The 26,323-nt window shown below is 69.2% G+C and carries 26 protein-coding genes; 25 read left to right on the plus strand and 1 reads right to left on the minus strand.

Annotated elements, in window-relative coordinates; genetic code table 11:
- The first annotated feature begins 57 nt into the window (after positions 1-57).
- The 13 genes from FVO59_RS07445 (at position 58) to FVO59_RS07500 (ending at position 17,015) form a co-directional block, all read left to right on the plus strand.
- Positions 58-1,029 (plus strand): AAA family ATPase, encoded by a 972-nt coding sequence (locus FVO59_RS07445; protein WP_182256183.1) that lies wholly within the window; start codon positions 58-60, stop codon positions 1,027-1,029.
- Complete coding sequence (locus tag FVO59_RS07450) at positions 1,029-2,288, plus strand: DUF58 domain-containing protein (RefSeq protein ID WP_182256185.1); 1,260 nt, start codon at positions 1,029-1,031, stop codon at positions 2,286-2,288. The genes FVO59_RS07445 and FVO59_RS07450 overlap by 1 nt, the downstream gene beginning before the upstream one ends.
- Positions 2,285-4,669, plus strand: coding sequence for a transglutaminase domain-containing protein (locus FVO59_RS07455; protein WP_182256187.1), 2,385 nt, complete (start codon positions 2,285-2,287; stop codon positions 4,667-4,669). The genes FVO59_RS07450 and FVO59_RS07455 overlap by 4 nt, the downstream gene beginning before the upstream one ends.
- Positions 4,666-6,039 (plus strand): RDD family protein, encoded by a 1,374-nt coding sequence (locus tag FVO59_RS07460; protein ID WP_182256189.1) that lies wholly within the window; start codon positions 4,666-4,668, stop codon positions 6,037-6,039. Before FVO59_RS07455 ends, FVO59_RS07460 begins: the two co-directional genes overlap by 4 nt.
- The gene (locus FVO59_RS07465) at positions 6,036-6,845 is read left to right on the plus strand and encodes a PP2C family protein-serine/threonine phosphatase (RefSeq protein ID WP_182256191.1); all 810 of its coding nucleotides are present in this window, start codon (positions 6,036-6,038) and stop codon (positions 6,843-6,845) included. Before FVO59_RS07460 ends, FVO59_RS07465 begins: the two co-directional genes overlap by 4 nt.
- On the plus strand, positions 6,842-7,912 hold the full coding sequence (locus FVO59_RS07470; protein ID WP_182256193.1) for a hypothetical protein: 1,071 nt from the start codon (positions 6,842-6,844) through the stop codon (positions 7,910-7,912). The genes FVO59_RS07465 and FVO59_RS07470 overlap by 4 nt, the downstream gene beginning before the upstream one ends.
- On the plus strand, positions 7,873-8,196 hold the full coding sequence (locus tag FVO59_RS07475; protein ID WP_182256195.1) for an FHA domain-containing protein: 324 nt from the start codon (positions 7,873-7,875) through the stop codon (positions 8,194-8,196). Before FVO59_RS07470 ends, FVO59_RS07475 begins: the two co-directional genes overlap by 40 nt.
- Positions 8,193-9,830, plus strand: a complete 1,638-nt coding sequence (locus FVO59_RS07480; protein ID WP_182256197.1) for a serine/threonine-protein kinase — start codon at positions 8,193-8,195, stop codon at positions 9,828-9,830. The genes FVO59_RS07475 and FVO59_RS07480 overlap by 4 nt, the downstream gene beginning before the upstream one ends.
- Positions 9,827-10,540 (plus strand): hypothetical protein, encoded by a 714-nt coding sequence (locus FVO59_RS07485; protein ID WP_182256199.1) that lies wholly within the window; start codon positions 9,827-9,829, stop codon positions 10,538-10,540. Before FVO59_RS07480 ends, FVO59_RS07485 begins: the two co-directional genes overlap by 4 nt.
- Positions 10,537-11,961: an RDD family protein gene (locus tag FVO59_RS07490; protein WP_182256201.1), complete on the plus strand. Its 1,425-nt coding sequence runs from the start codon at positions 10,537-10,539 to the stop codon at positions 11,959-11,961. Before FVO59_RS07485 ends, FVO59_RS07490 begins: the two co-directional genes overlap by 4 nt.
- 22 nt (positions 11,962-11,983) lie before the next feature.
- The gene (locus tag FVO59_RS07495; RefSeq protein WP_182256203.1) at positions 11,984-16,489 is read left to right on the plus strand and encodes a type VII secretion EssC family protein; all 4,506 of its coding nucleotides are present in this window, start codon (positions 11,984-11,986) and stop codon (positions 16,487-16,489) included.
- A 191-nt stretch (positions 16,490-16,680) separates the two neighbouring features.
- Positions 16,681-16,812: a hypothetical protein gene (locus FVO59_RS16440; RefSeq protein WP_259363498.1), complete on the plus strand. Its 132-nt coding sequence runs from the start codon at positions 16,681-16,683 to the stop codon at positions 16,810-16,812.
- Positions 16,809-17,015 carry a hypothetical protein gene (locus tag FVO59_RS07500; RefSeq protein WP_182256206.1) on the plus strand — a complete coding sequence of 69 codons (207 nt, stop codon included), beginning with the start codon at positions 16,809-16,811 and terminating at the stop codon, positions 17,013-17,015. The genes FVO59_RS16440 and FVO59_RS07500 overlap by 4 nt, the downstream gene beginning before the upstream one ends.
- A gap of 49 nt (positions 17,016-17,064) precedes the next feature.
- Here the strand turns inward: FVO59_RS07500 and FVO59_RS07505 are convergent, their stop codons facing one another.
- Positions 17,065-18,006, minus strand: a complete 942-nt coding sequence (locus tag FVO59_RS07505) for a DMT family transporter (RefSeq protein WP_259363528.1) — start codon at positions 18,004-18,006, stop codon at positions 17,065-17,067.
- A gap of 58 nt (positions 18,007-18,064) precedes the next feature.
- Between FVO59_RS07505 and FVO59_RS07510 the strand changes: the two genes are divergently transcribed.
- The 12 genes from FVO59_RS07510 to FVO59_RS07565 all read left to right on the plus strand — a co-directional run bounded on the left by FVO59_RS07510 (position 18,065) and on the right by FVO59_RS07565 (position 26,232).
- Entirely contained in the window at positions 18,065-18,985 is a 921-nt protein-coding gene (locus FVO59_RS07510) for a LysR family transcriptional regulator (protein ID WP_182256208.1), read from the plus strand.
- Between the two features lie 297 nt (positions 18,986-19,282).
- Positions 19,283-19,570, plus strand: a complete 288-nt coding sequence (locus FVO59_RS07515) for a WXG100 family type VII secretion target (RefSeq protein ID WP_083428829.1) — start codon at positions 19,283-19,285, stop codon at positions 19,568-19,570.
- An 85-nt stretch (positions 19,571-19,655) separates the two neighbouring features.
- Positions 19,656-19,961: a hypothetical protein gene (locus tag FVO59_RS07520; RefSeq protein ID WP_182256210.1), complete on the plus strand. Its 306-nt coding sequence runs from the start codon at positions 19,656-19,658 to the stop codon at positions 19,959-19,961.
- On the plus strand, positions 19,958-21,142 hold the full coding sequence (locus tag FVO59_RS07525) for a hypothetical protein (protein WP_182256212.1): 1,185 nt from the start codon (positions 19,958-19,960) through the stop codon (positions 21,140-21,142). The genes FVO59_RS07520 and FVO59_RS07525 overlap by 4 nt, the downstream gene beginning before the upstream one ends.
- A 9-nt stretch (positions 21,143-21,151) precedes the next feature.
- Entirely contained in the window at positions 21,152-21,709 is a 558-nt protein-coding gene (locus tag FVO59_RS07530; RefSeq protein WP_182256214.1) for a hypothetical protein, read from the plus strand.
- Complete coding sequence (locus FVO59_RS07535; protein WP_182256216.1) at positions 21,693-22,301, plus strand: hypothetical protein; 609 nt, start codon at positions 21,693-21,695, stop codon at positions 22,299-22,301. Before FVO59_RS07530 ends, FVO59_RS07535 begins: the two co-directional genes overlap by 17 nt.
- Positions 22,298-22,831 (plus strand): hypothetical protein, encoded by a 534-nt coding sequence (locus FVO59_RS07540; protein WP_182256218.1) that lies wholly within the window; start codon positions 22,298-22,300, stop codon positions 22,829-22,831. The genes FVO59_RS07535 and FVO59_RS07540 overlap by 4 nt, the downstream gene beginning before the upstream one ends.
- 163 nt (positions 22,832-22,994) lie before the next feature.
- Positions 22,995-23,324 (plus strand): hypothetical protein, encoded by a 330-nt coding sequence (locus FVO59_RS07545; RefSeq protein ID WP_182256220.1) that lies wholly within the window; start codon positions 22,995-22,997, stop codon positions 23,322-23,324.
- Positions 23,324-24,610: a putative T7SS-secreted protein gene (locus FVO59_RS07550; protein WP_182256222.1), complete on the plus strand. Its 1,287-nt coding sequence runs from the start codon at positions 23,324-23,326 to the stop codon at positions 24,608-24,610. The genes FVO59_RS07545 and FVO59_RS07550 overlap by 1 nt, the downstream gene beginning before the upstream one ends.
- A 40-nt stretch (positions 24,611-24,650) precedes the next feature.
- Positions 24,651-25,109 (plus strand): hypothetical protein, encoded by a 459-nt coding sequence (locus FVO59_RS07555; protein ID WP_182256224.1) that lies wholly within the window; start codon positions 24,651-24,653, stop codon positions 25,107-25,109.
- Complete coding sequence (locus tag FVO59_RS07560) at positions 25,106-25,675, plus strand: hypothetical protein (protein WP_182256227.1); 570 nt, start codon at positions 25,106-25,108, stop codon at positions 25,673-25,675. The genes FVO59_RS07555 and FVO59_RS07560 overlap by 4 nt, the downstream gene beginning before the upstream one ends.
- Positions 25,666-26,232, plus strand: coding sequence for a hypothetical protein (locus FVO59_RS07565; RefSeq protein ID WP_182256229.1), 567 nt, complete (start codon positions 25,666-25,668; stop codon positions 26,230-26,232). Before FVO59_RS07560 ends, FVO59_RS07565 begins: the two co-directional genes overlap by 10 nt.
- The last annotated feature ends 91 nt before the right edge of the window (positions 26,233-26,323 follow it).

The following is a 26,323-nucleotide window of genomic DNA, read 5'->3' on the forward strand; positions in this document are numbered from 1 at the left end:
CCGGCTGCCGGGACCGCAGCACCCCCCATTTCTCCCCAGTAAAGGAAACGAACAGCAATGACAATGACTCCCGAACAGGCGGCCTGGTTCCAGGGCACCTTCAACCGCCTCGTCGAGAACGTCGACCTGGCGCTGCAGGGCAAGAGCGAGGTCGTCAGCCTGGTCGTCGCGGCCATGCTCGCCGAAGGCCACGTGCTGCTCGAGGACGCACCGGGCACGGGCAAGACCAGCCTCGCCAAGGCGCTGGCAGCCACCGTCCAGGGCACGAGCTCGCGCATCCAGTTCACCCCCGACCTGCTGCCGTCCGATGTGACGGGCGTGACGATCTACGACCAGCAGGCGCACCGGTTCGAGTTCCACAAGGGCCCGATCTTCGCCTCGATCGTCCTGGCCGACGAGATCAACCGCGCATCGCCGAAGACCCAGTCGGCGCTGCTCGAGGTCATGGAGGAGTCGCGGGTCACCGTCGACGGCGTGACCCACGAGGCCGGGCGTCCGTTCCTCGTCATCGCGACGCAGAACCCGGTCGAGCAGGCCGGTACGTACAAGCTGCCCGAGGCGCAGCTCGACCGCTTCCTGATCAAGACGTCGATCGGGTACCCCGACCTCGCCGTCGCGGAGCGCATCCTCGCCGGTGCCTCGCAGCGCAATCCCTCCGCCGGCCTGACCGCGGTCATCACCACCAGCGCCGTGGCGGACATGGCCGACCTGGCCGCCAGCGTGCACGTGGAGCCGGCAGTGCTGCGGTACACGGCGGAGCTCGCCGAGGCGACCCGCACCGACTCCGCCATCCGCCTGGGCGTGTCGGTGCGCGGCGCGATCGCGATGATCCGCATCGCGAAGGTGTGGGCGGCGGCTCACGGGCGACACTACGTCCTGCCGGATGACGTCAAGGCTCTCGCCCCGGCTGTCTGGCAGCACCGCCTGCTGCTCGACCCCGAGGCGGAGTTCGCCGGCACGACCGCGGAGAGCGTGATCGGCCGGGTTCTCGAGAACGTGGCTGCGCCGCAGGCGCGCGCGGCGGTCTGATGTCTCAGACGACCGTGGTGGAGGGGGGAGCCCCCGGGCGCGACGCCGGCTGGCGAGACGTCGCCGCCGTGCTCGGCGGGCGGCTGCTGCAGCGACTGCGCTATGCGGCCGGTGTGGTGCGGCCGCTGGGGTGGATGCTGATGGCGCTCACCGCGGTGTTCTGGATCGTCGGCGCCGTGCAGGGCTGGCGCGAGCTCGTCGTCGCCGCCTGGGTGATGGCGTTCGTGCTCGTCGTCTGCGCGCTGTTCCTGATCGGCCGCACGCAGTACGACGTATCGCTCGATCTGGCGCGCACGCGCGTCGTGGTCGGCGAGCGGGCGATCGGCGCCCTCAAGCTCGAGAACCGCGGCAGCAGGGCCATCCTCCCGTCGCGCGTGGTCCTTCCCGTCGGCGCCGGCCGAGGGGAGTTCGCCATCCAGCGCCTCGCCGCCGGTCAGAGCGCGGAGGAGCTGTTCGCGATCCCGACGCAGCGACGCGGCGTCGTCGAGGTCGGACCGGTGAGCGTGGTGCGCGGCGATCCGCTCGGGGTGTTCGAGCGCGCGCACCGTCGCGACGATCCGGTCGACCTGTTCGTGCACCCCAGGACGGTGCTGTTCGGCGGTCAGTCGCTCGGTTTCCTCCGCGATCTCGAGGGCATGCCGGCGGCCGACCTCTCCCGCGACGATGTCTCGTTCCACGCCCTGCTCGAGTACCAGCCCGGCGACGACCTGCGGCACGTGCACTGGCGTTCGACCGCGCGCACCGGGACCATGATGGTTCGCCAGTTCGAGGAGACACGTCGTTCGCACTTCGTGATCGGCCTGTCGCGCTCGCGCGGCGACTACCGCTCCGAGGAGGAGTTCGAGCTCGGCATCTCGATCGCCGGCTCCATCGGCCTTCGAGCCCTGCAGGACTCGCAGCGCGTGGACGTGCACGTGCAGGGGAGGGAACTGGCATCCGGCACAGGCAAGCAGCTGCTCGACTCGCTCTCGGCGATCGAGCAGTCGAAGGCGCGTGAAGGCGGCATCGCAGAACTCGCAGGCGTCGTTTCGGCCGCGATGCCGCTGGCCAGCGTCGTCGTGCTGGTCTGCGGGGCGAGCGTCGACGTCGACGTGCTCCGACGCGCATGCGCCAGGCTGCCGTTCGGCGCACGCGCTCTCGCCGTCGTCGCGCAGTCGGGCCTCGAACGCCCGGAGCTTCGGCGCATCGCCGACGCCGACGTCGTGACCGTCGGCGCACTCGAACAGCTTCCCATCGCACTGCAGAGGGTGCTCGCATGACCGTTCCTCAGACCGCCTCCCGCCTGCGACGCGGATGGGTCATCGACCTCGCCGCCGTCGCCGCGCTGCTGATCACCGCGCTGGTCGGGTTCTGGACCACCTTCGCCGGCCCGAGCTTCCTGCTCGCCGCCGTCGGCGGCGTGGTGCTCGGCCTCGCCATCGCTGCGCTGTGCGCGTGGCGCGGCTGGGGCATCCTCATCGTGACGGGCGCGACCGTCGTCGCGTACTTCCTGTTCGGCGGCGCTCTCGCCTTGCCGCACACGGCCCTTCTCGGCGTGATCCCCACGCTCGACACTCTCGCCGCGCTCGCCTCCGGTGTGGTGACGTCGTGGAAGCAGCTGCTCACCACCGTGGCACCCGTCTCCGCCGCCGACGGCCATCTGCTGGTGCCGTTCCTGATCGCCCTGGTCTCGAGCGTCCTCGCCGCATCTCTCGCCCTGCGCCTTCGCCGGCTCGCCTGGTCGCTGCTGCCGATCATCGGCACCCTCTTCCTGGTGATCGCGCTCGGCGTGCCCACCGCGGCCTTCCCGCTCGTCCAGGGCATCGTCATCGCCGCCGTCGCCGCGATCTGGCTGTCGCTGCGCGCGTGGTGGGCCCCCCAGTCGTCTGCGGTGAACGTCGCCGAGGCAGACCCGTCGCGTGCCAGGTACATGCGCATCCGCCGCCTCGTGGGCAGCGCGATCGTGATCGCCGTCGCGGCCGGCGCCGGTGCCGGTGTGAACGCGGTGACCGCAGACGCCGGGCCGCGCAACGTGTTCCGCGACGCCATCATCCCCCCGTTCAACATCCGCGACTACGCGAGCCCGCTGCAGAGCTTCCGCAAGACCGTGCGCGACCAGAAGACCAAGAAGCTGTTCACGGTCACCGGACTGCCCGAGGAGGGCCGCGTGCGCCTGGCCGCGATGGACGGCTGGGACGGCGTGGTCTACAACGTGACCGATGGCGGCCCCGGTTCGTCGAGCGCGTTCCTGCCGCTGCGCAGCGACATGGCGACGGGTGTCGAGGGCGTGCCCGCCCAGCTGCGCTTCGAGATCGCCGACTACTCGGGCGTCTGGCTTCCCGGTGCGAGCGTCGTCGACGATGTGCGCTTCGACGGGGACCGTGCTGACGAGCTGCGCCGCAGCGCCTACAGCAACCCCGCGACCGACACGACGATCGTCACCGCCGGCCTGAAGAAGGGCGACGCGTACACCGTCGATGCCGTCATCGTTCCGAAGATCAGCGATGAGCAGCTCAAGGAGGCGAAGTTCGCCAACATACGTCAGAAGGTGTCGCCGTACTCGCCTGAGGACCTCTCGGCGACCGCGGCCGACATCGTCACCGACGCCGAGACGCCCATCGAGCAGGCACGGGCGCTCGAGACGTACTTCGCCGACGGCGGCTTCTTCAGCCACGGGCTCGAGGGCGAGGTCATGTCGCGCGCCGGGCACACCGCTGAGCGCATCAGCACCCTCTTGGGCGGCGATCAGATGATCGGCGACGACGAGCAGTACGCGGTCGCGATGGCGCTCGCGGCGCAGGAGATCGGGATGCCCGTGCGCATCGTCATGGGCTACTACCCCGACGCCGACCGCAAGAAGGATCCCGTGTTCACCGCCACCGGCGACGACGTGCACGCATGGGTCGAGATCGCCTTCGAGGGCTTCGGCTGGGTGCCGTTCGACCCGACGCCGCCCGAGGACAAGGTGCCCCAGGACCAGAACACCAAGCCGCGCGTCGATCCGAAGCCGCAGGTGCTGCAGCCCCCGCCTCCGCCGCAGGAGCCGGTCGACCTGCCACCGACGGTGCCCGACGACCGAAAGGCGGAGGACGAGAGCCTGAACGTGCTCGGCATCATCGGGATGATCCTGGCGATCGCGGGCATCTCGCTCGGGATCCTGCTGCTGCTCGCCTCGCCGTTCATCGTGATCGGCGCGTGGAAGGCGGCGAAGCGTCGTGCTCGACGCAACGCCGAGCGCCACTCCGATCGGATCAGCGGCGGGTGGGAGGAGCTGACCGACCGCGCGATCGATCACGGCGCCCGTATCGCCCCCGGCGGCACGCGTGTCGAAGAGGCCGGTGTCGTGGCATCCACCCTCACGCTGCCCGCGGCGACGGTCCTCGCACAGCGCGCCGACGGCCAGGTCTTCGGACCGGGCGAGCCGACCGCCGAGGATGTCGACGCCTTCTGGCGCGAGGTCGACGAAGCGGTGGGCCACATGCGCGGCGCCACCACATTCTGGGGCCGGGCGAAGGCACGACTCAGCCTTCGCTCGCTGACAGGCAACGGCAGAATGAGCCAGCGCGTGCAGGAACTGAAGGACGCCGCCGCCGCGCGCGTGCGGCGTGAACCTGGCAACATCGACAAGAACCCCCCGAAGTCCGAGAGCGAGACCCCATGACGACGATTCCCCCCGGCGCGGTCGCGCCGATCAGGCGACGGGTGATCGCCTACGTCATCGACGCGCTCATCGCCGCTGTGCTGCCCGTCGTCGCCACCGTCGTGATGACGGTCATGATGGTCGGCGCTCTGCAGAACCCCGAGAACGCCGCGGGCGCACTGGCGTCGGTGGCCGTGACCGGCGGTGTCTTCGGACTGCTGATCCTCGGCTGGTTCATCGTCTACACGCTCATGCAGACCGGCAGGGGCTCGATCGGGATGCGGGCTCAGGGCATCCGCCTGGCGGGCGCCGCAGACCTCGCGCCCGTGTCATTCTGGCGAGCGCTGCTGCGGAACATCGTCTTCTCGGTCACCGGGGCGTTCGTGGTGGGGATGTTCTCGCCGCTGTTCGACGGCACCGGCCGCTACCAGGGATGGCACGACAAGGCAGCAGGAGCGGTGATGCTGGATGCCGCATCGGCACCGGCGCCCGTCTCGTCGCCGGCCGCGCCGGCGGTGCCCGCGCCTCCCGTCGCGCCGTCGGGCTCGATGGCCACCGATCACGCCGGGCAGCCGACGTCGTTCGCCCCGCCGCTGCCGACCGCCTTCCCGCAGCCGACGCGCGAGGCGCCCCCTCTGCCGAGCGCCTTCCCCGACGAGACCGTCGTCGCTCAGCGCGCCGGCACCTCCGGCGCATCGCAGGCGCCCGATGAGACGCTGATCGCGCCGCAGGGAGGCGAGGGGCTTCCCAGCGACCCGCTGATCTCGTTCGTGCCCGGTGTGACACAGCCCGGCCCGCCTGCTCCCGCGACCGCGGAGCCGACGCCGCCGACGTCGACGTTCGCCGCGCCGACGCCCGCACAGCCCCCCGCCCCGGCTGCTCCTCCTGCTCCCGCCGCCGCGCCGGCAGAGGCTCCCGCCCCCGCGGCCCCAGCGGCTCCCGCCCCCGCGGCCCCAACGGCTCCCGCCCCCGCGGCCCCAACGGCTCCCGCCCCCGCGGCCGCTGTGCCTCCGACGGCGTTCCCGCACGATGATGACGACATCGAATCCACGCGCATCAGCGTCCCCGGCCACCGTCTGGTGTTCACCTGGGACGACGGCCAGCGGGTGACGGTCTCGGGCCGCACGGTCTTCGGGCGCAACCCCGCACAGGATCCCGGCGCGGTCGTCGTAGCCGTCCGCGACGAGACGCTCTCGCTGTCGAAGACGCACTTCGAGGCGGCCTCCGAGCCCTCGGGCGGCTGGATCATGGATCGCGAGTCCACCAACGGCACCGTCGTCGTCCGCGACGGCGTGCGCATCGCCTGCCCTCCTGGGCAGCGCATCCCGGTGCGGCTGGGCGACGCGATCGAGATCGGCGACCGGATCGTGACGATCGGCGGGTACGCGTGAGCGCTCCGGTCCTCGTCAACAGCGGTGCCGCCACCCACACCGGGCGTCGGCGGGTGCTCAACGAAGATGCCCAGTTGGCATCCGCCCCCGTGTTCATCGTCGCCGACGGCATGGGCGGTCACGAGGCGGGAGAGCGGGCCAGTGCCGCCGTGGTCGATGAGTTCGCGACCCTCGTCGGGCGTGATGCGCTCAGCCTCGACGACGTCCGCCAGACTCTGGCGCGGGCGCGCGGCGTGGTCGAGCATCTGGCGACCTCGGGCGCTTCACGCGCCGGCACCACCCTCAGCGGCGTCGTGATCTCGTCGGTCGACGGTCTCGGCTACTGGCTCGCGATGAACATCGGCGATTCGAGGACCTACCGGCTGGCGGACGGCGAGATGGAGCGCATCACGGTCGATCACTCGGTCATCCAGGAGCTCCTCGACTCGGGCGAGCTCACCGCCGAGGAGGCGCTTCACGACACGCGCCGCAACATCATCACGCGCGCCATCGGAGCAGGCAGCACGGGTGACGCCGACTTCTGGCTCTTCCCTGCCGAGCGCGGGGATCGGATGCTGGTGTGCTCGGACGGACTGACGTCGGAGCTGGGCGAGGCGCGCATCCGCGAGGTGCTGCAGAGCGAGCCAGACCCGCAGCGCGCCGCGGCGCAGCTCACAGCCGAGGCCGTGGAGGCTGGTGGCCGTGACAACATCACCGTCGTGGTGGTCGACGCGATCTCGGTCGCCTCGCGGCCAGGCACGATCGTGCTCTCGGACGTCGATGACGACACCAGACCGAGGGAATCATTGAATGGAGGGGTTCGATGAACCAGTTCGCATACCGACCCGGCACCTGGCAGGTGATCGTGGAGGACGGCGGTCTGATCGCAGTCCCCGGAGACGTGTCCGCCGAGCGGATCGACACGCTGATCGGGATGATGCGCGAGGACTCCGTGCAGCTGACCGAGGTCATCGACGTCCTGACTGCGGGATCGATCGCGAGGCTGGGCTCGTTCGCCGTCGCGCTCATCGGCCCCGACTTCGCACGCTTCGCCGTGCGAGGAGACATCGTGCTGCAGGTCAGCGGCGCCGATGGCGACGAGACCGTCTCGGGTGCCGACATCAGCACCTGGGCGGAGCGGTACATCGCCCAGCCGCGCAGCTTCACCGTCGCACTCGAGGAAGGCCCATCCGCTGCGTCGCTCAGCGTGCGCTCGGGCGTGGTCCTCGCCTCGGCGGTGTCGCTCGGCGAGAGCGGCGAGCGGGCGTCTCGCGCGACGGACGCCGCAGGCGCGGAGCAGTCCGCCCCTGCGCCCGCCGATGCCGAGACCGGGGCGGGTGCGCCCTGGCCGTCCGCCGTCGATGTGCCGGCCGTGCGGCCAGATGCCGTCGAGCCGGATGCCGCGGAGCCGCTGCCCGTCGAGTCGGAGCCCGTCGAGTCGGAGCCCGTCGAGTCGGAGCCCGTCGAGTCGGAGCCCGCGGATGCCGCGGATGCCGCGGTCGTGGCGCCGGAGCCCGTCGCCACCGAACCCGTCGCCACGAATGCCGCGGAGCCCGAGGCGGTCGAGCAGGAGGAAGCCCCTGATCCGGCCGCGCACGATGCGGGCTTCCCGACCCTGATCCCGAACGAGTTCACGTTCGCTCCCCCTGTGACCGACGACGAGTCGCTCGAGGCGACGATCCACGCGGCGCCGTCCGCACCTCCCGCGCCGTCCGCCCCATCACTCGGCGACCATGACGGCGCGACCATCTCGGTGGCCGAGCTGCGTCGCCTGCGGGGGAGACAGCGGGTCCTGACGCCCCGACGGCCGTGCTGCCGACCGTCGAGCCGTCCGCCTCGCACGGGCGTGCCCGCATGTCGACCGGTCAGGTCGTCGAGCTCGACCGCACCGTGATCATCGGCCGCCGACCGCGCGCGACGCGCGCCAGCGGCGACAACATGCCGCACCTGGTCGCCGTCGAGAGCCCTGAGCAGGACATCTCGCGCAGCCACCTCGAGATCCGGCCAGAGGGCGACTCCGTCGTCGTCATCGATCTGCACACCACCAACGGATCGACTCTCCTCCGCCCGGGCGCGGATCCCGTGCGCCTGCACCCTGGTGAGCAGACCCTCGTGCTCAGCGGCGATGTCGTGGATCTCGGCGACGGGGTCACCGTGCTCTTCGAGGGCCTCACATGAGTCGCACGCCCTCGCCGCCGCCCACGCTGCCCGGGTTCACCTACCTCCAGCCGCTCGGCGCAGGCGGATTCGCCGATGTGTTCCTGTACGAGCAGGAGATGCCGCGCCGCAAGGTCGCGGTCAAGGTGCTGCTCGCCGACCGGATCACCACGGGAGCTGCGCAGGAGTTCACCGACGAGGCCAACGTGATGGCCATGCTGTCGACGCACCCCGCCATCGTCACCATTTACCAGGCGGGCGTTGCCGGCGACGGCAGGCCGTACCTCGTGATGGAGTACTGCCCTCGCCCCAACCTGCAGGCGCGCGCCCGTCGCGAGCCCTTCTCGGTAGCCGAGGCGCTGCGGGTGGGCATCCAGGTCGCCGGTGCGGTCGAGACCGCGCACCGCGCAGGCGTGCTGCACCGCGACATCAAGCCGGCGAACATCCTCGTCACCGAGTACAACCGTCCGGCGCTCACCGACTTCGGCATCGCCTCCACCACGGGCGCCGTGACGGAGGCGGCCGGCATGTCGATCCCCTGGTCGCCGCCCGAGTCCTTCGCCGAGCCACCGCGCAGCGGCCCCCGCACCGACGTGTACGCGCTCGGCGCCACGATCTACACCCTGCTCGTGGGGCGCTCGCCCTTCGAGCGGCCGGGCGAGCGCAACACCAGCGCCGACCTCATCGAGCGCATCGAGCGCATGGCCCTGCCGCCGCTCGCGCGGGCCGACTCGCCTGCCAGCCTCCAGGCGACGCTCGCCAGGGCGATGGCGAAGAACGCCGACGACAGGTATCCCAGCGCAGTGGCCTTCGCCCGAGCGCTGCAGAAGGTGCAGATCGAGCTGTCGCATTCGGTGACCCCGATCGACATCGTCGACGAGCACCCCTCGGCAGACGAGCTGCGTGACGACGATGACGGACTGACCCGCGTCCGCGAGGTGCAGTCCATCAGCCCCGATTCGCCGACCGCGACCCGTCCGTCGGCCGCGACGGAACCGCGTCTTCCCGCTGCGCCGCTCACCGGCATCCCGCGGTTCGAGATGCCCCAGGCGCCGTCTGCGCACGAGCACACGCAGCGGCGGCCCGCCGACCCGGCTCCCGTCGTCGTCGACGACGAGCCCACGCTCCTGCGCCCGCCGACGGTGCTCGCTCCGACCGCTCCGCAGCCGCAGCAGCCGGCGCCCGCCGAGTCTCCTCTCGCCTCCCCGGCGGTCGACGAGCCTGCCGCCGGCACGAAGCGACGGGTCTCGCCGTGGGTGTGGATCGGCGCCGCGGCGGCCGTGGTCGCGATCGGCGTCGCCATCGGGCTCGGGGGAGACCTCACGCGATCGCTGCTGCCTTCCGCGGCGCCGACCGCCGAAGACGATGAGCCCGCTCCGCAGGATGTCGTCTCCGGTATCGTCCCGCCGGTCGACGACCTCGCGGGCACGCGCGCCGGCGACGCGGTGACGTTCACGTGGACCAATCCCGATCCCCAGGACGGCGACTCGTACATCTGGGCACAGGTCACGCTCGACGGCGTGCTGCAGGCGCAGACCACCGAGTCGACGACGGTGACGCTCGAGGGAGTGCAGCCGGGGCGCACGTGCATCGAGGTCACGCTCGTCCGAGCCGACCGCAGGTCGGCGCAAGAGGTCAGGGAGTGCGTGGAATGACCGCAGTGACCGTGGAGTTCGCGGGTGAGTACTTCCCCGTCGAACCGGATGCCGCTTTCACCGTCGGACGCGAAGGAGACCTCGAGCTCGACGACAACCTCTTCCTGCACCGGCATTTCCTCGAGATAGCGAACGACGACGGCCTGTGGTGGCTGACGAACGTCGGCACCCGGCTGTCGGCGACGGTCACCGATTCGGCCGGCGGGGTGCAGGCATGGCTTGCGCCGGGGGCGCGGCTGCCGCTCGTCTTCGAACGCACCACGGTCGTCTTCACAGCCGGCCCGACCACCTACGAGCTGACGGTGCACGCGGACGAGCCCGCCTTCCGCGCCACACGTCGCGAGATCGAAGGCGACGGGGCGTCGACCATCGGCGCCGTGCCGCTGACCGAGAGCCAGAAGCTGCTGATCCTCGCACTCGCCGAACCACAGCTGCGCCGGGACGGAACGGGGATGAGCGAGATCCCCAGCTCGTCGAAGGCGGCGGAGCGGCTGGGGTGGACGGTCACCCGCTTCAACCGCAAGCTCGACAACGTCTGCGACAAGCTCGATCGGATCGGCGTGCCCGGCATGCGGGGCGGACAGCGCAACTTCGCCACCAACCGCCGGGCGCGACTCGTCGAGCACGCCGTGGCGTCGCGCCTGGTGACGCGGGAGGATCTCGCCCTGCTCGACGCACCACGCAGCGAACCCGAAGGAGAGCTGGATTGATCTGGGAGATCGACGACGGCGAGAGGCAGATCGAAGGGCTCGACGCCGCCGGCCGGCCCGACCCTGCGTACGCCGCATCGCTCGGGCTGCTGCCTGCCCCGTTCGGGCGCCGGTCGATGGCGACCCTCGTCGAGCTGCTGATCCTGCTCGCGATCGCCGCCCCTGCGATGGTGGTGGCGACGCCCGCACTCCTGTCGATCGTCACCGGTGCCGCCGATCCGGCGGCGATGCTCGAGAAGGGCGACCTTCTCTGGCCGATCGTGACGCTCGCCGCGGGCAACGTGCTCGCCATGATCTTCGTGATCCTGCAGCTGGTGCTGCTCGGCCGCAAGGGCGTCACCGCGGGCAAGGCGATGTTCGGCCTGCGAACGGTCAATGTGCGCACGCTCGAGCAGCCGCGGTTCTGGCGCGGCGCGGTCGTGCGCTATCTGCTGATCTGCCTGTCATTCCTGCTGCCGCTGCTCGGACCGCTGCTTGTGGTCGCCCTCTCCCCGTTCTTCGACGCCGAGCGCCGGGGTCGCAGCTGGCTCGACCAGGCCGCGGCCACGTGGATGGTCGACGTGCGCCGTGGGCTGAACCCCTACGACGCGAAGCGCATGCGCATCGCCCGCAAGTCGGTGCGCATCCCCGAGCACGAACGAGGGCCCGCGCTTCCATCGCTCGCCACACCTGTCGACCGCGACGCCCCCGCCGCCTACACGCCGTCGGGACGCTTCTCGGGCGGAGTGATCGGCGCGCACCGCGGAACGTCCGCGCCTCGCACCGACGGGCCGGCGGCACCCGCGGCACCCGCACCCGCGGCGCCGTTCGCTCCGGCTGTCGCGTCGAGCGGGATGGTGGATGCCGTGCCGCCGCCCCTGGCATCCGGCCAGCTGCTCGATTCGTTCGCCTCGCGACCTGCGGCACCCGCACCCGCACCCGCACCCGCACCTGCGGCCCCCGCACCCGCACCTGCGGCCCCCGCACCCGCTGCCCCCGCACCCGCGGCGGCACCTGCGCCGTCCCTGCCTCCGTCCGCGGCCTCCGCCGCGGTGGTGTCGAGTACCGCAGGGCAGCCCGCACACGCGCCGTCTCCCGGCGAGCCCGCAGCGGGCGTGCGCGCCGTGCTGCAGCTCGACGACGGGAGCCGCATCGAGGTGCGCGGCGCCACGCTGATCGGACGGGCGCCGGCGCCCGTCGCCGGCGAGGGCGCTGTGCAGCTCGTCGCCATCGCAGACGACACCAGGTCCGTCTCGAAGACCCACCTCGCGATCCTCCCGGCACGACGAGGAGTCCTCGTCGTCGATCGCGGCTCCACCAACGGCAGCGCGATCGTCCGGGCAGGCTCCGAGATGCCCGTGACGCCGGGCGACCCCGCACCCGTGCAGGTCGGCGATGTGGTCCGCTTCGGCGACCGCACGCTGACCGTCGAGCGGGCATGACAGTCGACAACCAGGAGAACCGATGAGAATCAAGCTGACGCTGCGGCGCCCCGGTGTCCCCCTGACCGACATCGTCGTGATGGCCGACTCGACCGCGACCGTCGCCGACGTGGCCGTTCAGATCGCCGACACCGACCCGCTGCGCTCCGTGGCGATGTCGACCGGTGACGTGCTCAGCCTGGCGGTCGCGCCGCCCACCAGCGACGCGCTCGTCACACTCAACCCCGACCTGCTGATCGGCGATGCCCCGGTCGGCTCCGGCTTCATGACCGAGGTCGTGAACCTCGGGCCCAATCGTGCGGCGACGGCCCCGATGGGCAGCCGGCCTGCCGCGCTGCTCAGCGTGGTGTCGGGTCCGGCGGCGGGGCAGGAGTTCCCGTTGCCCGTCGGCCACTTCTTCATCGGCCGCGACACCTCGAGCGACGTGGTGCTCGCAGATCCACTGGTGTCCAAGAGGCACGCGCGCATCGAGGTCGCATCGACCTTCGTCGAGCTCGTCGATCTCAACTCCGCCAACGGCATCCTCGTCGACGGCGGGCTGGTGCAGCGCCTGAGGGTCATCCCCGGCCAGAAGTTCACGCTGGGCGACTGCGAACTCGTGGTGCACCTGGTGAGCGACTTCGACGGCTCGGCCGCCGTCGACCCGGTGCTCGAGCGCGGCGGGGCTCTGCTGTTCAACCGCAGCCCGCGCGTCGAGGAGCGCTACATCGGCGACGAGCTCGACGAGCCGCGCTACCCGAAGGACCAGGTGCAGCGGCTGTTCCCCTGGCCGATGCTGGTCGCGCCGATCCTGCTCGGTGCGGCGATGTTCGCGATCAGCGGCAACGCCCGCTCGCTGCTCATCATCTTCATGTCGCCCCTGATGATGTTCGGAAACTTCATCTCGCAGAAGACCAATATCGGCCAGCGGCTGCGCAAAGAGGTGGAGTCGTTCGAGGAGCAGTTCGAGAAGCTGGAGGAGAAGCTCTATCTGGCCCAGCCGCACGAGCGCGCGGTGAGACAGGCCGAGGTGCCGGCGGTCGCGATCGTCTTCGACGAGGCGATGCGACTCGGGCCCATGCTGTGGACCCGTCGCCCCGAGCACTGGAACTTCCTCGCCGTGCGTCTCGGCACCTGCGAGGACGCCTCGCGCACCAAGGTCAAGCGAGGCGAATCCGCCGATGCGCTGGTCGAGTACGTCGAGCGCGTCGACCGCCTCGAGGACCGCTACCGGATGATCAGCGACGTGCCGATCCTCGAGTCGCTGCAGAGCGTCGGCTCGATCGGCGTCGCGGGGCCCACCTCGTCGGCGAGCGACGCGCTGCGTGGGCTCGCCGTGCAGCTCTTCGGCATGCACTCCCCGAACGAGCTCGTCACGGTGGCGATCACCGAGCCCGGCTGGGCGAACGAGCTCGACTGGCTGAAGTGGCTGCCGCACACGTCGAGCGAGCGCAACCCGTTCAAGGACGTGCCGCTGGCCGATTCGGCGTCGACCGGCGCCGCGCTGCTGAACGGCCTCGAAGAGCTCGTGATGCGGCGCGCGAAGTCAGCCACCTCCCCTCGCCCGCCGTACGGCCACGACTGGGATCCGACCTACTTCGGCACCGACGTCAAGCGCGCCGCCGAAGAGGCCAGCTTCCCCGGCCAGACCGCCGTTCTCGTCATCATCACCAACGACGCGCCCGTCGACCGCGCACGCCTCACCCAGATCCTCGAGCGCGGCGCCGACGTCGGAGTGTACGGACTGTTCGTCGCTCCCGTGGTCGAGGCGCTGCCGGCCGCTTGCCGCAGCTTCGTCGACGTGACCGACGGCCTCGAGAATGCGCGCGTCGGCACCGTCCGCAACGGCGTCTCCTACACCGGTGTGCGGGTCGAGGGCGTCTCGCACGCGTACATGACGATGTTCGCGAAGCGCCTCGCCCCCGTCGTCGACTCCAGCACGGTCGTCGAGGACTCGTCCGACATCCCGAACTCGGTGATGTTCCTCTCTCTCGTCGGCACCGAGGTGGCATCCGACCCGTCTGCCGTCATCGACCGCTGGCGGCAGAACAACACCATCATCGACCGCTCAGGCGCTCCGCAGTCACGACTGAAGAAGGCGGGCAACCTTCGTGCGATCATCGGGCAGTCGCAGACGGATGCCATGACGCTCGACCTGCGCACGCAGGGCCCGCACGCCCTCGTCGGCGGCACCACCGGTGCCGGCAAGAGCGAGTTCCTGCAGGCGTGGGTGCTCGGCATGGCCGCAGCGCACAGCCCCGACCGCGTCACCTTCCTGTTCGTGGACTACAAGGGCGGATCGGCGTTCGCCGACTGCGTCGACCTTCCGCACACCGTCGGTCTCGTCACCGACCTCAGCCCGCACCTCGTGCGACGCGCGCTCACCAGCCTGCGCGCCGAGCTGCACCACCGCGAGCACCTCTTCAACCGGAAGAAGGCGAAGGACCTCCTCGAGCTCGAGAAGCGCCGCGACCCCGACACCCCTCCCGCTCTCGTGCTCGTGATCGACGAGTTCGCCGCGCTCGCCGGAGAGGTCCCCGAGTTCGTGGACGGCGTCGTCGACATCGCCCAGCGCGGTCGTTCGCTCGGCATCCACCTGATCATGGCCACCCAGCGCCCCGCCGGTGTCATCAAAGACAACCTCCGCGCCAACACCAACTTGCGCGTCGCCCTGCGCATGGCGGACGAGTCCGACTCGAAGGATGTCGTCGACGACCCGGTCGCGGCATCCTTCCCGCCCTCGATCCCCGGTCGCGGCATCGCGAAGACCGGTCCGGGACGGCTCGTGCCCTTCCAGTCGGCCTACGCCGGCGGGTGGACCACCGACGAGGTGCAGGTCGCAGAGGTGAAGATCGCCGAGCTGCGCTTCGGATCGACCCAGCTCTGGGAGGCAGAGCAGGCACCGGAGTCGGACTCCCACGACGAGGACCTCGGCCCAACCGACCAGAAGCGCATCGTGGCGACGCTGGTGAAGGCGTCGGCGCAGGCCGGCATCCCCGCCCCGCGGCGCCCGTGGCTCGACGACCTCGAGCATGCTGTCGACCTTCGTGATCTGCCCCTGCGCGGTGACGGCGAGATCCTGCTCGGCAAGATGGACGTGCCTGCCCGCCAGCTTCAGGAGCCCACGTACTTCCTGCCCGACAAGGACGGCTCCCTGCTCGTCTACGGCACCAGCGGGTCTGGCAAGTCGACGGTGCTGCGCACCCTGGCGATCGCGGCCGGTCACGACCCGAGGAGCAGCGTCGAGGTGTACGGCCTCGACTTCGGGTCGGGCTCCCTGCGCAGCCTCGAGATCCTGCCCCATGTCGGCTCGATCATCGCGGGCGATGACGCGGAGCGCGTGCAGCGCATCCTTCGCTCGCTCGCCCGGGTGCTCGACGACCGCGGCAAGCGCTTCAGCGCGGCCAACGCGGCGAGCCTCACCGAGTACCGCGAGATCACCGGCCGCGACGAGCCGCGCATCCTCTTCCTCATCGACGGGTTCCCGCAGTTCCGCTCGGAGTGGGAGTCGACCACCGCCCGGATGCCCTTCTACCAGACCTTCATGCGGATCCTCGGCGAGGGGCGTCCCCTGGGCGTGCACGTCGTCGCCACGGCCGACCGCTCGGGATCGGTGCCGACGGCCGTGAGCGCGAACGTCTCACGACGCGTCGTGCTGCGCCTCGCAGAGGAGTCGGCCTACGCGATGCTCAACGCGCCGAAGGACGTGCTCGACGAGCGCTCCGCGCCCGGTCGCGCCATCATGGACGGACTCGAGACGCAGATCGCCACCCTCGGCGGCACGCCCAACGTCGCAGAGCAGACGAAGCTGCTCGAGAAGCTCGCCGACGACCTCCGGGCCGCCGGAGCGCGCGAGGTCGCCGAGATCGGCGCCCTGCCGACCCGGCTCTCGGCGCGCGACCTCCCCGAGCGGGTGGGCGAGTTCCCCGTGCTCGGCATCGCCGAGGACACCCTCTCGGCGCGCGATTTCGACCCGGTCGGCACATTCGTGGTCGCGGGCCCGCCGCTGTCGGGCAAGACGAACGCGCTGAAGTGGCTGATCACCTCGATGCGCCGCTTCGATCCGGAATGCGTGCTGTTCCACTTCGGCGGTCGGCGCTCGCAGCTGAAGGAGTACGCCCCGTGGACCCGCAGCGCCGTCACCCCCGACGACGCCAAGGAGCTCGCGAAGGAGATCGTCGAGCTCGTCGCCGACGAGTCGCTGCCGATGCGCGTGATGATCGTGATCGAGGACGTGCCGCAGTTCGCCGACAGCCCGGCGGAACGCGACATGAAGGCGCTGTTCCAGGCGATCAACCGCAGCGATCACCTCCTCGTCGGCGATGCGGACGTGACGCAGGTCACCAGCGGTTTCGGCTTCATCGGAGACTTCAAGGCCGGCCGCAAGGGCATCATCCTCAAGCCCGACTCGTTCGACGGCGACGCGGTGTTCAAGGTGCCGTTCCCGAAGGTCAAGCGCACCGACTTCCCCGAGGGCAGGGGCATCTTCGTGCAGGCAGGGCGCCAGGTCACGGTGCAGCTGCCCCTGATCGAAGGGGAGGCGCTGTGACACGGATGGCGTGTTCTCCCCAACGCGCGTGGTCGGTTGATGTCCCTACGGTGTCCGATGGCGGAATGAAGTCGAGGCGGTAGTCAGAGGGGCGCGGACATCAACATCCCGACGTCTGATCTGGATCGGTTGAACACCTGGTTGGGCTGAGCGATTGGGACGACAAGCGGGAGACGCTGCGCGAGAAGCTGATGCTGACGGGCACGACGATCATCGGCGCCGAGGCGCCGGAGAACGACGATTACGCTGTTGCGGTGCGAATGATCTTCGATGCGATGGCGTCCACGGTGACCTGGATCGCCGCAGCGGACGATGCGGCATGAAGCCGGTCGTCCGACTGTCGGGTGACGACGCGGGGGTGAGGGCGGTCGCCCGTGAGGCGGTCGAGCTGATGCAGCAGGGCGACGCGGGCCGTGCGCTGTTCTCCGGGCTCTGGGATCTGCAGCAGCGTCGAAGGCGATTCCTGGCGCGGCCTCGTTCGCAGGCGACCGCGCCTATGGCCGAGGCGAGCCGGGAGCCGAGGTAGCCTCCGACCGCTCCTGCCCCAACGATGAGGATTCGCATGCTGGTTCCCTTCACTGAGTCGGTGTTCGATGTGTGTCAGCGCCGTGGCGAGCTGTTCTGCGAGCGAGCAGGCGCGGGCCTTGAGAGGTGATGACGACTCCGATGATGACGACGGCGCCACCTAGTAGCTCGAGCGGAATGGGCAGTTCGCCGAGCCAGACCCATGCGATGAGAACGGCGACTGGCGGCACGAGATAGAGCAAGGAAGTGGAAACGGCGACCGGCATTCGCGCGACAGCGTACGCCCAGAGCACGAACCCTGCCGCAGAGGGAAGCAGACCGAGGTAGATCGCTGAGAGCCACGGGGCGAGGCCCGCGCCGAACAGCCCGTCCAGGTCGAACGGGACGAGAGGCAATGTCATCACCGTTCCCGCGAGCATCGCGTAGCAGGCGACCTCGATGCTGCTGTATCTCTTCAGCAGCGGTCTCTGCAGCGGATGGTAGATGCCTTGCACGACCATCGCGGCTACCACGATCCAGACAGCCGCCGAAAGAGAGACACCCGCGCGAGCGAGGCAGACGAACGCCACACCGGTGAGTGCGATTATGCTGCCGACAACAGTGGTTCGTGAGATGCGCTCCGAGAAGAGAACCCGCGCGACGACGACCGATACCAACGGTGCGGCGGCGACGATGATGCTCGCCGTCCCCGCAGGCACATAGATCTCACCCCAGTTGAGAAGCAGCTGATACGCCGCCATGCCAAAGAACCCGCAGGCAGCGATCCAACCCAGATCTCGCGGTCTCGGCAACCGCGCTTTCACGACCACGGCGACGATGAGCAGAGCCAGCGCTGCCACGAGCAGGCGCGCGAACGACAACCCGATGACTCCCATCGCTGGCGCCGCGACTCGGATGGCAGGAAACGCTGACGCCCACAGCACGACTACCAACAATCCGGCACTCAAAGCTCTGTTGAGTCTCATGACACCAGAGTGGCAAGATGGCCACATCAGCACAATTGACGGGTTATTAACCGATACGTAAGCATTGTTTACTCATAGGAAGCACATGATCGACGTTCGCAAGCTCCGCCTCCTGGCCGCCCTCCAGCGTCTCGGAACCGTCGCGGCCGTGGCAGAAGAGATGCACCTCAGCGCTCCTGGCGTCTCGATGCAGCTGGCCGCGCTCGAGAAAGAGCTAGGAATCCGTCTCACGCAGCGGCACGGACGACGGCTCGTGCTGACTGCGGCAGGGGTCACGCTCGCGGATCACGGGCGCGAAATTCTCGCCCGGCTATCTCTCGCCGAACTCGAACTGCAGTCCCTGCGCGCCGGCACCGTGGGCCGCTATACCCTGACCGCGTTCCCCTCCGCATCCCGCACCATCGTTGCGGAGGCCTTTCGGGATATGTTGAGGGATACCCGACCAGCGCTGGACGTGCACCTCACGGTCGCGGAGCCCGACCGCGCAATCGATTCACTACTGACCGGCGACGCCGACCTCGCGATCATCCACTCATACTCGAACGTCCCCCGCGATCTACCCGACAGCCTCTCGTCACGTTCAATCGGGAGCGAGCCGGTCTGGCTGGCAGCACCGGCCGCCCAATCCTCAGGCGACAAGACCGTGCGGCTCGACGAGTTCTCGTCAATGCCATGGATCGCTCCGACGACGGATGTAACCTGCTACACAATGATGGAACGTGCATGCGGCCTCGCAGGGTTCCGACCTCACATCGTCGCAGAGTCAATGGATTTTGCGGTGCAACTCGAACTCGTCGCCGCAGGCGTCGGCGTTGCACTCGTGCCCGCTCTGACTGCCACCGAAATCCCTGACGGAGTGAAGCTGCTCGACCTGGCAACGCCGGTGACTCGAAGCCTCCATCTCGCCATGCGCACACCTGACCAGGCGGACCCCGGAATCGCAAACCTCTGCGACACTCTCGCTCGCACCGCGGCCCGAAGACTCTCCATCACTCCAACAACCTGACCTGCCGATCCATCCCGACCGGTTTCCGCTGCCGAAACCCTGATACGGCGCTGCGTTTCGGAGGGCTCGCGCGGGGTCGACGCCTCGACGGTGGCACAGGCGCGGTCGATGGAGCCGGAGGCGTGGCTCGCCTGGCTGGCATACGACGGCGAGACCAGCATGTCCGACGTGGTTCCGCGCTCCTGACCTGGTCTGAATGGGGAGTTGTCCCCATCGACGGTGCTTGTGGGGTGTTGTTAGTTTTGTGTTGTCGGGCCGGTGGGGTCCGGTCCAATCGATTTACCGGAGGTGTTGACGATGGCCGATTTCGGTGCGTCTTATGCGGAGATGGAGCAGGTGGCGTCGTCGCTGTCGCAGGCTCGTGATGACATTCAGGGTCAGCTGGACACTCTGAAGGGTCAGGTGGACACGCTGCTGGGTGAGGACTTCAAGACGCAGCACGCGTCGGGGAAGTTCGGTGAGGGTTACGGTGAGCTGACCACGGGTCTGAAGACTGCGGTGGATGGCATCAATGACATGTCGGAGTCGCTGCTGGGCATGATGCGTGCGATCCAGGATCTGGATCAGCAGCTCGCCGGCGGCTGAACCCGCGTCGTATGGGAAGGGGTCGGCGGAGTCGTCGATCCCTTCTCTCGCCTGTAGCCGAGTCTCCTGACGAGAAGGATCAGACATGGATGTACTGCTCGACCGCGCGCGTCTGCGCGACGCACGTGACACGCTGAAGACCGCGAAGAGCGACTTCGACGACGCGGCCTCGATCAACGATGCACTCGAGGATGCCATCGGCAACCCGCAGGGCAAGTCAAAGCTGCGTGACCGCGTCGGATGGTTCGAGGCGAACTGGTCGGGAAACCGGGACGACCTCAAGGAGTCGATCGAGAACGTGTACAAGCGTCTCGACGGGATCATCGACGGCTGGGATGAGTGGGAGGCGGAGGCGTCTGCATCCCTCGAAGGCAAGGAAGGCAGTTCATGAGCCGGTCGCCGTTCACGGGCAACGTCCTTCGTCAGTTCGAGGGGACGCCCGACACCATCGCCGCCACGGCCGAGCAGTACAAGGAGCTCGGCGCCGCGATGAAGCGCACCGCCGACACGCTGCGTGACATCGCGTCTTCGCAGGTCAGCAAGGGCACCGACAAGCTGAAGGAAGATGCCGAGAGCATCGAATCCGATCTGCGCAAGGCCGGCATCCGATACGAGGGCACGGGCAAGGCGCTCGCGCCGTACGCGACCGCGCTGGAGACGGCGCGCGACTGGTACACCCAGAATCACGATGCCCTCGAAGCCGCTGAGACCGCGTACACCTCAGCCTTGAGCGACCAGCAGGGCACGCTCTGGGCCCCGTCGGCCGATGCGGATGAGCAGGCGCAGAACGTGAAGGATGCGGCGGACGCCGTCGACGCGGCCGAAGACGCCCGCGACCCGCTGTGGCGGGCCTATGACAGCGCGTACGCGGCCTGGGAGGAGGCCTTCGACAAGGCAGCCGACGGCGTCGCGGATGCGATGGACGCCGCCGACAACGATGACAGCTTCTGGGGAGCGATCTCCGAAGCGCTGACCTGGATCGGCCGCGCGATCATCGTGCTCGCCGTCGTCGCGCTGTTCGTGGTCTCCAGCCCCTGGTCGACCATCCTTCTGGCGGCGACGCTCGCCCTCTCGGCCGTGCACCTCATCGGCACCATCTATCTCTACGCGAACGGCAAGGCCAACCTCTCGGATGTGCTGTGGAGCACGTTCGGTCTCGTCACGGCGGGAGTCGGCGGTCTCGCCGCACGCGCGCTCAAGCCGATCGCGGAGGGCGGCAAGGGGCTGCTGGCCGCGTCGCAGAGCGCATCCAAGCTGCCTGTGTTCGCGAGCGGTGTCCGCACGGCTTCGATGCCTCGTCTCGGCGGCTTCGTGAACCCGTTCTCCACGCTCGCCCGAGGCAGCGAGTGGGCCGCGCTCAGCAAATGGGGTACCGCGCTCGCCGACTGGACGGCGAAGTCGGGACCGCGCAGTGCGACGATCGCGGATGCGTGGGCGGATGTCGTCCTGCAGAGCGTGCCGAGGATCGGCGGCGCCGGGGTCACCGCACAGGGCGCCTGGTGGGGTGGCGTGCTCGGCGGTCTCTTCAGCGACAGGGCGAACCCGTTCGGCTTCTCGTTCGGGCGCCCCTAGACTGGCGCCGTGCCTTTCTCGACACTGCCCAACTTCGGTCTGAACCGGGGTGGGCTGCCACTCCGGCTGGGCGTTCTGAGACTCATCGCCGTACTCGCGACTCTGGCGACCTTCGCCCAGTGGATCGTCCCCGTCGTGGCGAGGGGCATCTTCAACGCCGGACGGATCTACTACTCCAACGAGCCGTCGAAGCTCTACGAGTCCCTGCTGCCCTGGCCCGTGCTGAGCGTGCCCGCGTGGCTCACGATCACGACGGGTCTGCTGGCGATCGGGTGCGCCTGCGCCTATCTCCTGCTCGGCGGGCTCGAGATCTCGTCCGACATCTCGTTCATGTTCTTCGCACCATCGCTCGCGGGTGTCTTCCCGATCTTCATCGCCGCATTCGAGAAGGATCCCACCGGCGTGATCCGCACCCCCGGACCGGACGGGTACCCGATCGGATGGCACTGGGTGGTCGCTCCGTTCATCCTGGTGCTGCTCGTCGCGACGCTCGTCGCTACGGCGCGGATGAGGCGACTGCGTGCGGAACGCCGGCGCAGAAGGGCTCAGCATGTCACTCCGGGATGAACTCCTCGGCACCGCGGCACCCGCGCCGATCGGATACACGCTCCTCGTTCCACCCGACTGGGGCCGTTTCGTCGCCGACGACACAGGACGAGATCAGCTCACCGAGCTCATGAGGTCGCGATTCCTGGAGGTGCACCGGCCTGATCTCTTCGGTCAGGCACGCGCCGCCGTGCACCGCCAGTGGGAGCAGCTTCGGCAGCGAGGAGCGATCGAGATCTACATGCCGATCATCGCGCCGGTCGAGGGCGGCACGCCGATGAGCATCGTGACGGTCCCGTGGCTCGCCCAGGGGGAGTTCGTCGAGGATGTGGTCCGCCGCGCGGACGGCGCGGAGGTCGAGACGCTGGATGCCGGTGACGGCTCGTCGGTGTACCGCTGGCAGAGCGACCGCGAGGGCCGGGCCGAGACCGAGGGCGTGCTCTCCCGCGAGATCTGCTACGTCCGCCCCTTCCCCGGTGCCGGCCCGCGCAAGGGAATCCTGGTGATGGCATCGATCGTGCATCCCGGCGTCGACGAGGCCGGGCCCGCGCTCGACGGGTTCACCGCGCTCGCGGATGCCGTCGCATCGACCCTGGTGTGGAGATACGAATGACCGACGCACTTCCCGAGGGCTGGCTGCCGACGCCGTTCGGCGTGCACGAGGCCGATGCCGCGCGGTTCGCGGCGGAGCTCAGCAGGATCGCCGCGGAATCCTTCCCGGGCTTCATCGACGGCGACGAGGCGCGCGGTGCCGTGGCCGCCGTGATCGCCCGACCGCGGGCGACCGCGTCGACGATAGGCCGGGTCTGGCACGTCCTCGGACCGCAGGCGACCGGCGCCGTGGTCGATCTCAGCATCGCCGAGGAGACCGATCCCGTCCCCGATTCGCCCTTCGAGTTCAGCATCCCGCAGCGGATATGGCAGTTCGACGGCGGCCGCGCGGTGCTGTCGATGGTGGCGCCGCGCGAAGGCGTCCCCATGGCGATGGTCCTGCGCGCGCAACGCGTCGACGGCGCACGCACTCTGATCGCCGACGTGTTCGACGAGCCGGCCGCGCTCGGCGTGATTCTCGACGACGTCATCACCCTCGTCGGGGGCGAGCCGCGACCCGGCGCCGACGGAGCCGAGTCGCTGTCGGCGTGATGTGCGAGATCCACGACCGGTACCCGCAGCTCGCCGCTGACTGAAGCGCGATCGGGCCTTCACATGGGGAGTGCTCCCCATCGACCGTCGTCAGCACGGCTGTTAGATTTCGTGAGGCGGTGGCGGATACCGCTGCCGTGCACGGACCGGAGGGGAACATCAGATGGACATCATGCTCGACCTCGCACAGCTCAAGGATGCGAAGCAGGGCCTGGAGGCGGCGATCGGAGAGTTCGAGAACGCCGCTGACACGAACGACGACCTCGAGGACGCTGTTCGTCGGCCTGCAGGGCGCGGTGATCTGCTGAACCAGGTGATCGACTTCGAGGTCGCGTGGCGCGACAAGCGCGGTGATCTGAAAGAGAACCTGACGAATATCAAAGACCAGCTCACCTCGATCATCGACGGGTGGGACGAGTGGGACACGACGACGGCGAGTGACCTCGAAGGCTCCACGAGCACCCAAGAGGTCCGCACGGGAGGAGTGGTCTGATGCGCTCGCCGAAGAGCGGCAACGAGCTGCAGATCCTCGAGGGCGACGGCGCGGCGATCGTCACGCGTGGCAACCAGCTGACGACCCTCGCGGAGACGATGAGCACCACGGCGACGCAGCTCAAGAAGATCGGCGACTCGTCGGTGCACAAGAGCAAGGGCACCGACAAGCTCGCGGAGATGGCGAGCGAGACCTCCTCGGATCTCTCCGACGCAGCGACGCGGTACTCGGGCACAGGAAAGACTCTCACGACGTACGGAGAGGCGCTGAGCACCGCCAACGCGTGGCTGCGCGCCAACATCTCCGAGGTCGAGGCTGCCGAGAACGCGTACCGCACGGCCCTCGAGGAGAAGGAGGAGGCCGACCTCGCCGAGATGTACGCGAGCACGCAGGCGCAGGGCACCGATGCGGATTCCCCGGAGTCGGACGCGCTGGGAAGGGCGGAGTCCACCGCGGCGACCGCTCAGTCGAACCTCACCTCGGCGACGACCACACGCAACCAGATGTGGGCGGAGTTCGACAGCGTGTTCGACGACTGGTCGGATGCCTATGACGCTGCTGTCGACGGGATCGAGAAGGCGATCGAGACCGCGGGCAACAACGACGGCTTCTGGGAGTTCATCGACAACGTCCTCGAAGTGATCGCCATCGTGCTGATCGTCCTGAGCATCGTCGCCCTCGTGATCGGTGCGCCGCTCACGGGCCTGCTGGGAACGATCATCTTCGTCCTCGCCGCGGCATCCTTCCTCCTGACCACCCTGAAGTTCGCTTTCGGCCGCGCGTCGCTGAGCGATGTGGCATGGAGCGCCGTGGGCCTGCTCCCCTTCGGTGTCGGCAAGCTGCTCTCGCGTGGCGTGCCGACCCTGGCGAGTGTGGTCCAGGGCGGGCGCGGAGCCGTCACGGCCGCCATCCGGTCGAGCCTGCCGCAGGCGTCTTTGTTCCGTCCCACCACGTGGCTGACGCCCATCCGGTCGATGTTCGCTCCCGTCCAGTCATGGCTGGCGCTGCCCAAGCCCGGAATGTTCACCAACCCGCTCACCGCGATGCGGCTGGGCGCGGCCGACACCGCGCAGATCTCGACGTTCCTCAACACGATCCGCAACTCGCAGTGGGCGTCCAACCCCGGGGTGCAGCAGTTCGTGTCGTCGACGGCATCGAGCCTGCCGGGCGGGTTCCGACAGGCCATCAACGTCGCCACGTGGGGCGGCTTCTTCGGATCGGATCTGATGGGGGTCTTCGGAGTGCAGCCGGAGATCCCGGGTCTTCGAGACGTGCGGGTAAGCTGACGGCGTGGTGGCGAATCGTGGTGGTGGGGCAGCGAGAGTCATGCGCATCCTGCTCGGAGTGGTGGTACTCATATCGCCCGTCCTGCTGATCGTGTACCTGATCGGGTCCCTGATCCTGTCCGGTGGACAGGTGGGCTCAGCCAAGGGTCCGATGTGGGGAGTCGTCATCCCCTATCCGCTGTTCGTCGTGTCGACGATGCAGCTCGTCGTCGTGGGCTCTCTCTCCGTCGCTCTCGCCATCGCCGTCGCCGTGACCACGCGACTCGCCGACATTCCGCGGGTGAACCGGCTGATCGGTCCTACCGTGGCGTCTGTGATCTGTGCCTTTGGGTGGGCGCTCGCCACCCCCGAGAATCCCATGCGCTTCAATGACGGAGTCATCGGAACGCAGTGGCACACATCGGTCTTCAGCATCGTGGCGCTCGGCATCCTGCTCTTCGGCATGCGCGTGGCCCGGTCGAGGGAGCCTGCGCGTTCCGATCAGGGCGGAATCCGATGACCGCGCTCACCGGATTCCGCATCATGATGCCGCCCGGCTGGTCGCAGTATCGGGTCGACGAAGAGAGCCGGCAGCGCTTCGTGGCGAAGGTCTCCGAGCGGGCGAAGGCTCTGGGGCAGCCTGAGTTCGATGTGCGGCTGCGCATGCTGGCGAACTCGCAGTGGCGTCGCCTCGAGCAGACGCGCACGCACAGCATCTACCTCGCCGATCGCGAGGTGGAGGGGCTGGCCCACCTTCCGCTGTCGATCGCCGTCCGGCAGCAGGTCGCTCCCGTCGGAGCCGACTTCGCCGCAGGGCTGCGAGGCCTCACCACGGCGGAGATCGTGACCCACGACACGGCGATCGGGCCGATCCAGCGCTGGGAGTCGACCGTCGAGGGGACCGGCGATCTCGCGGGCATCACGACCCGCTCGGTGGGCTACGGGTTCGCCCTCCCCGGAGAGCAGGAGCGACGCGGCCTCGTCTTCATCGCCTCGCTGCCGTACCCCGACGACGCAGACCCGCTGCTCGTGGACGCAGCCATCGAGCTGTCCGATTCGATCATGGAGACCTTCCGGTGGCAGTAGAGCCGAACTACGCACTCACTCTGGATCACAGTCGGTGGCTGCCGGTTCCGCTGGCCTTCCCGTGGGGTGAGTTCGAGACACCGGCCGACTGGGCCGATGCTCTCGCCGCGAGCCTGCTCACGGGAACCGGTGCCGAGCAGGCCGGCACCCGACTGCTGGCCGATACGGCCCTCGCGCTGCAGGCGATGGACAGCCCGCTGCCCGGCGCGGCCGAGCGCTTCTGGCGCACGGAGTACGTCGGCGGCCGCCCGATCGTCGCTCATCTCTACATCACCGAGACGGAGGCTGCGTCGGTGGACGACGCCCTTCAGCTCGCGAGGGCCGGCATCGGCGGGTCGGTGCAGACGTGGAGCATTCTCGACGAGACGGCGTTCGACGTCGCGATCAGCGTGGCCGTCGTCGCGGAGATCGCGGACCAGACGATCATGGCCACGCGCTGGATCGGACTGCGAGGCGGCCTGGTCTTCCTCCTCGATCACATCGACGAGGATCCGCTGGTGCTCGAGGCCGTCCAGCCCGAGCTCGCCGCCGTCTTCCGATCGATCCGCTTCGCCTGAGACCACCGCCGGTCCGTCGACCCGCGGCTCGTGCTCGTGCTCGTGCTCGTGCTCGTGAATGGGGAGTTGTCCCCATCGACGGTGCTTGTGG

It is taken from the genome of Microbacterium esteraromaticum, from assembly GCF_014084045.1.
Classification (GTDB): Bacteria; Actinomycetota; Actinomycetes; order Actinomycetales; family Microbacteriaceae; genus Microbacterium; species Microbacterium esteraromaticum_D.

Excerpts from the sequence above, each read along its gene's own strand:
- FVO59_RS07520 (WP_182256210.1), top strand. The coding sequence starts at position 19,656 with ATGGATGTACTGCTCGACCGCGCGCGTCTGCGCGACGCACGTGACACG.
- FVO59_RS07525 (WP_182256212.1), top strand. The coding sequence starts at position 19,958 with ATGAGCCGGTCGCCGTTCACGGGCAACGTCCTTCGTCAGTTCGAGGGG.
- FVO59_RS07535 (WP_182256216.1), top strand. The coding sequence starts at position 21,693 with ATGTCACTCCGGGATGAACTCCTCGGCACCGCGGCACCCGCGCCGATC.
- FVO59_RS16440 (WP_259363498.1), top strand. The coding sequence starts at position 16,681 with ATGCTGACGGGCACGACGATCATCGGCGCCGAGGCGCCGGAGAACGAC.
- FVO59_RS07485 (WP_182256199.1), top strand. The coding sequence starts at position 9,827 with ATGACCGCAGTGACCGTGGAGTTCGCGGGTGAGTACTTCCCCGTCGAA.
- FVO59_RS07555 (WP_182256224.1), top strand. The coding sequence starts at position 24,651 with ATGCGCATCCTGCTCGGAGTGGTGGTACTCATATCGCCCGTCCTGCTG.
- FVO59_RS07445 (WP_182256183.1), top strand. The coding sequence starts at position 58 with ATGACAATGACTCCCGAACAGGCGGCCTGGTTCCAGGGCACCTTCAAC.
- FVO59_RS07545 (WP_182256220.1), top strand. The coding sequence starts at position 22,995 with ATGGACATCATGCTCGACCTCGCACAGCTCAAGGATGCGAAGCAGGGC.
- FVO59_RS07480 (WP_182256197.1), top strand. The coding sequence starts at position 8,193 with ATGAGTCGCACGCCCTCGCCGCCGCCCACGCTGCCCGGGTTCACCTAC.
- FVO59_RS07540 (WP_182256218.1), top strand. The coding sequence starts at position 22,298 with ATGACCGACGCACTTCCCGAGGGCTGGCTGCCGACGCCGTTCGGCGTG.
- FVO59_RS07450 (WP_182256185.1), top strand. The coding sequence starts at position 1,029 with ATGTCTCAGACGACCGTGGTGGAGGGGGGAGCCCCCGGGCGCGACGCC.
- FVO59_RS07475 (WP_182256195.1), top strand. The coding sequence starts at position 7,873 with ATGTCGACCGGTCAGGTCGTCGAGCTCGACCGCACCGTGATCATCGGC.
- FVO59_RS07470 (WP_182256193.1), top strand. The coding sequence starts at position 6,842 with ATGAACCAGTTCGCATACCGACCCGGCACCTGGCAGGTGATCGTGGAG.
- FVO59_RS07560 (WP_182256227.1), top strand. The coding sequence starts at position 25,106 with ATGACCGCGCTCACCGGATTCCGCATCATGATGCCGCCCGGCTGGTCG.
- FVO59_RS07495 (WP_182256203.1), top strand. The coding sequence starts at position 11,984 with ATGAGAATCAAGCTGACGCTGCGGCGCCCCGGTGTCCCCCTGACCGAC.
- FVO59_RS07550 (WP_182256222.1), top strand. The coding sequence starts at position 23,324 with ATGCGCTCGCCGAAGAGCGGCAACGAGCTGCAGATCCTCGAGGGCGAC.
- FVO59_RS07505 (WP_259363528.1), bottom strand. The coding sequence starts at position 18,006 with ATGTGGCCATCTTGCCACTCTGGTGTCATGAGACTCAACAGAGCTTTG.
- FVO59_RS07510 (WP_182256208.1), top strand. The coding sequence starts at position 18,065 with ATGATCGACGTTCGCAAGCTCCGCCTCCTGGCCGCCCTCCAGCGTCTC.
- FVO59_RS07515 (WP_083428829.1), top strand. The coding sequence starts at position 19,283 with ATGGCCGATTTCGGTGCGTCTTATGCGGAGATGGAGCAGGTGGCGTCG.
- FVO59_RS07455 (WP_182256187.1), top strand. The coding sequence starts at position 2,285 with ATGACCGTTCCTCAGACCGCCTCCCGCCTGCGACGCGGATGGGTCATC.
- FVO59_RS07460 (WP_182256189.1), top strand. The coding sequence starts at position 4,666 with ATGACGACGATTCCCCCCGGCGCGGTCGCGCCGATCAGGCGACGGGTG.
- FVO59_RS07500 (WP_182256206.1), top strand. The coding sequence starts at position 16,809 with ATGAAGCCGGTCGTCCGACTGTCGGGTGACGACGCGGGGGTGAGGGCG.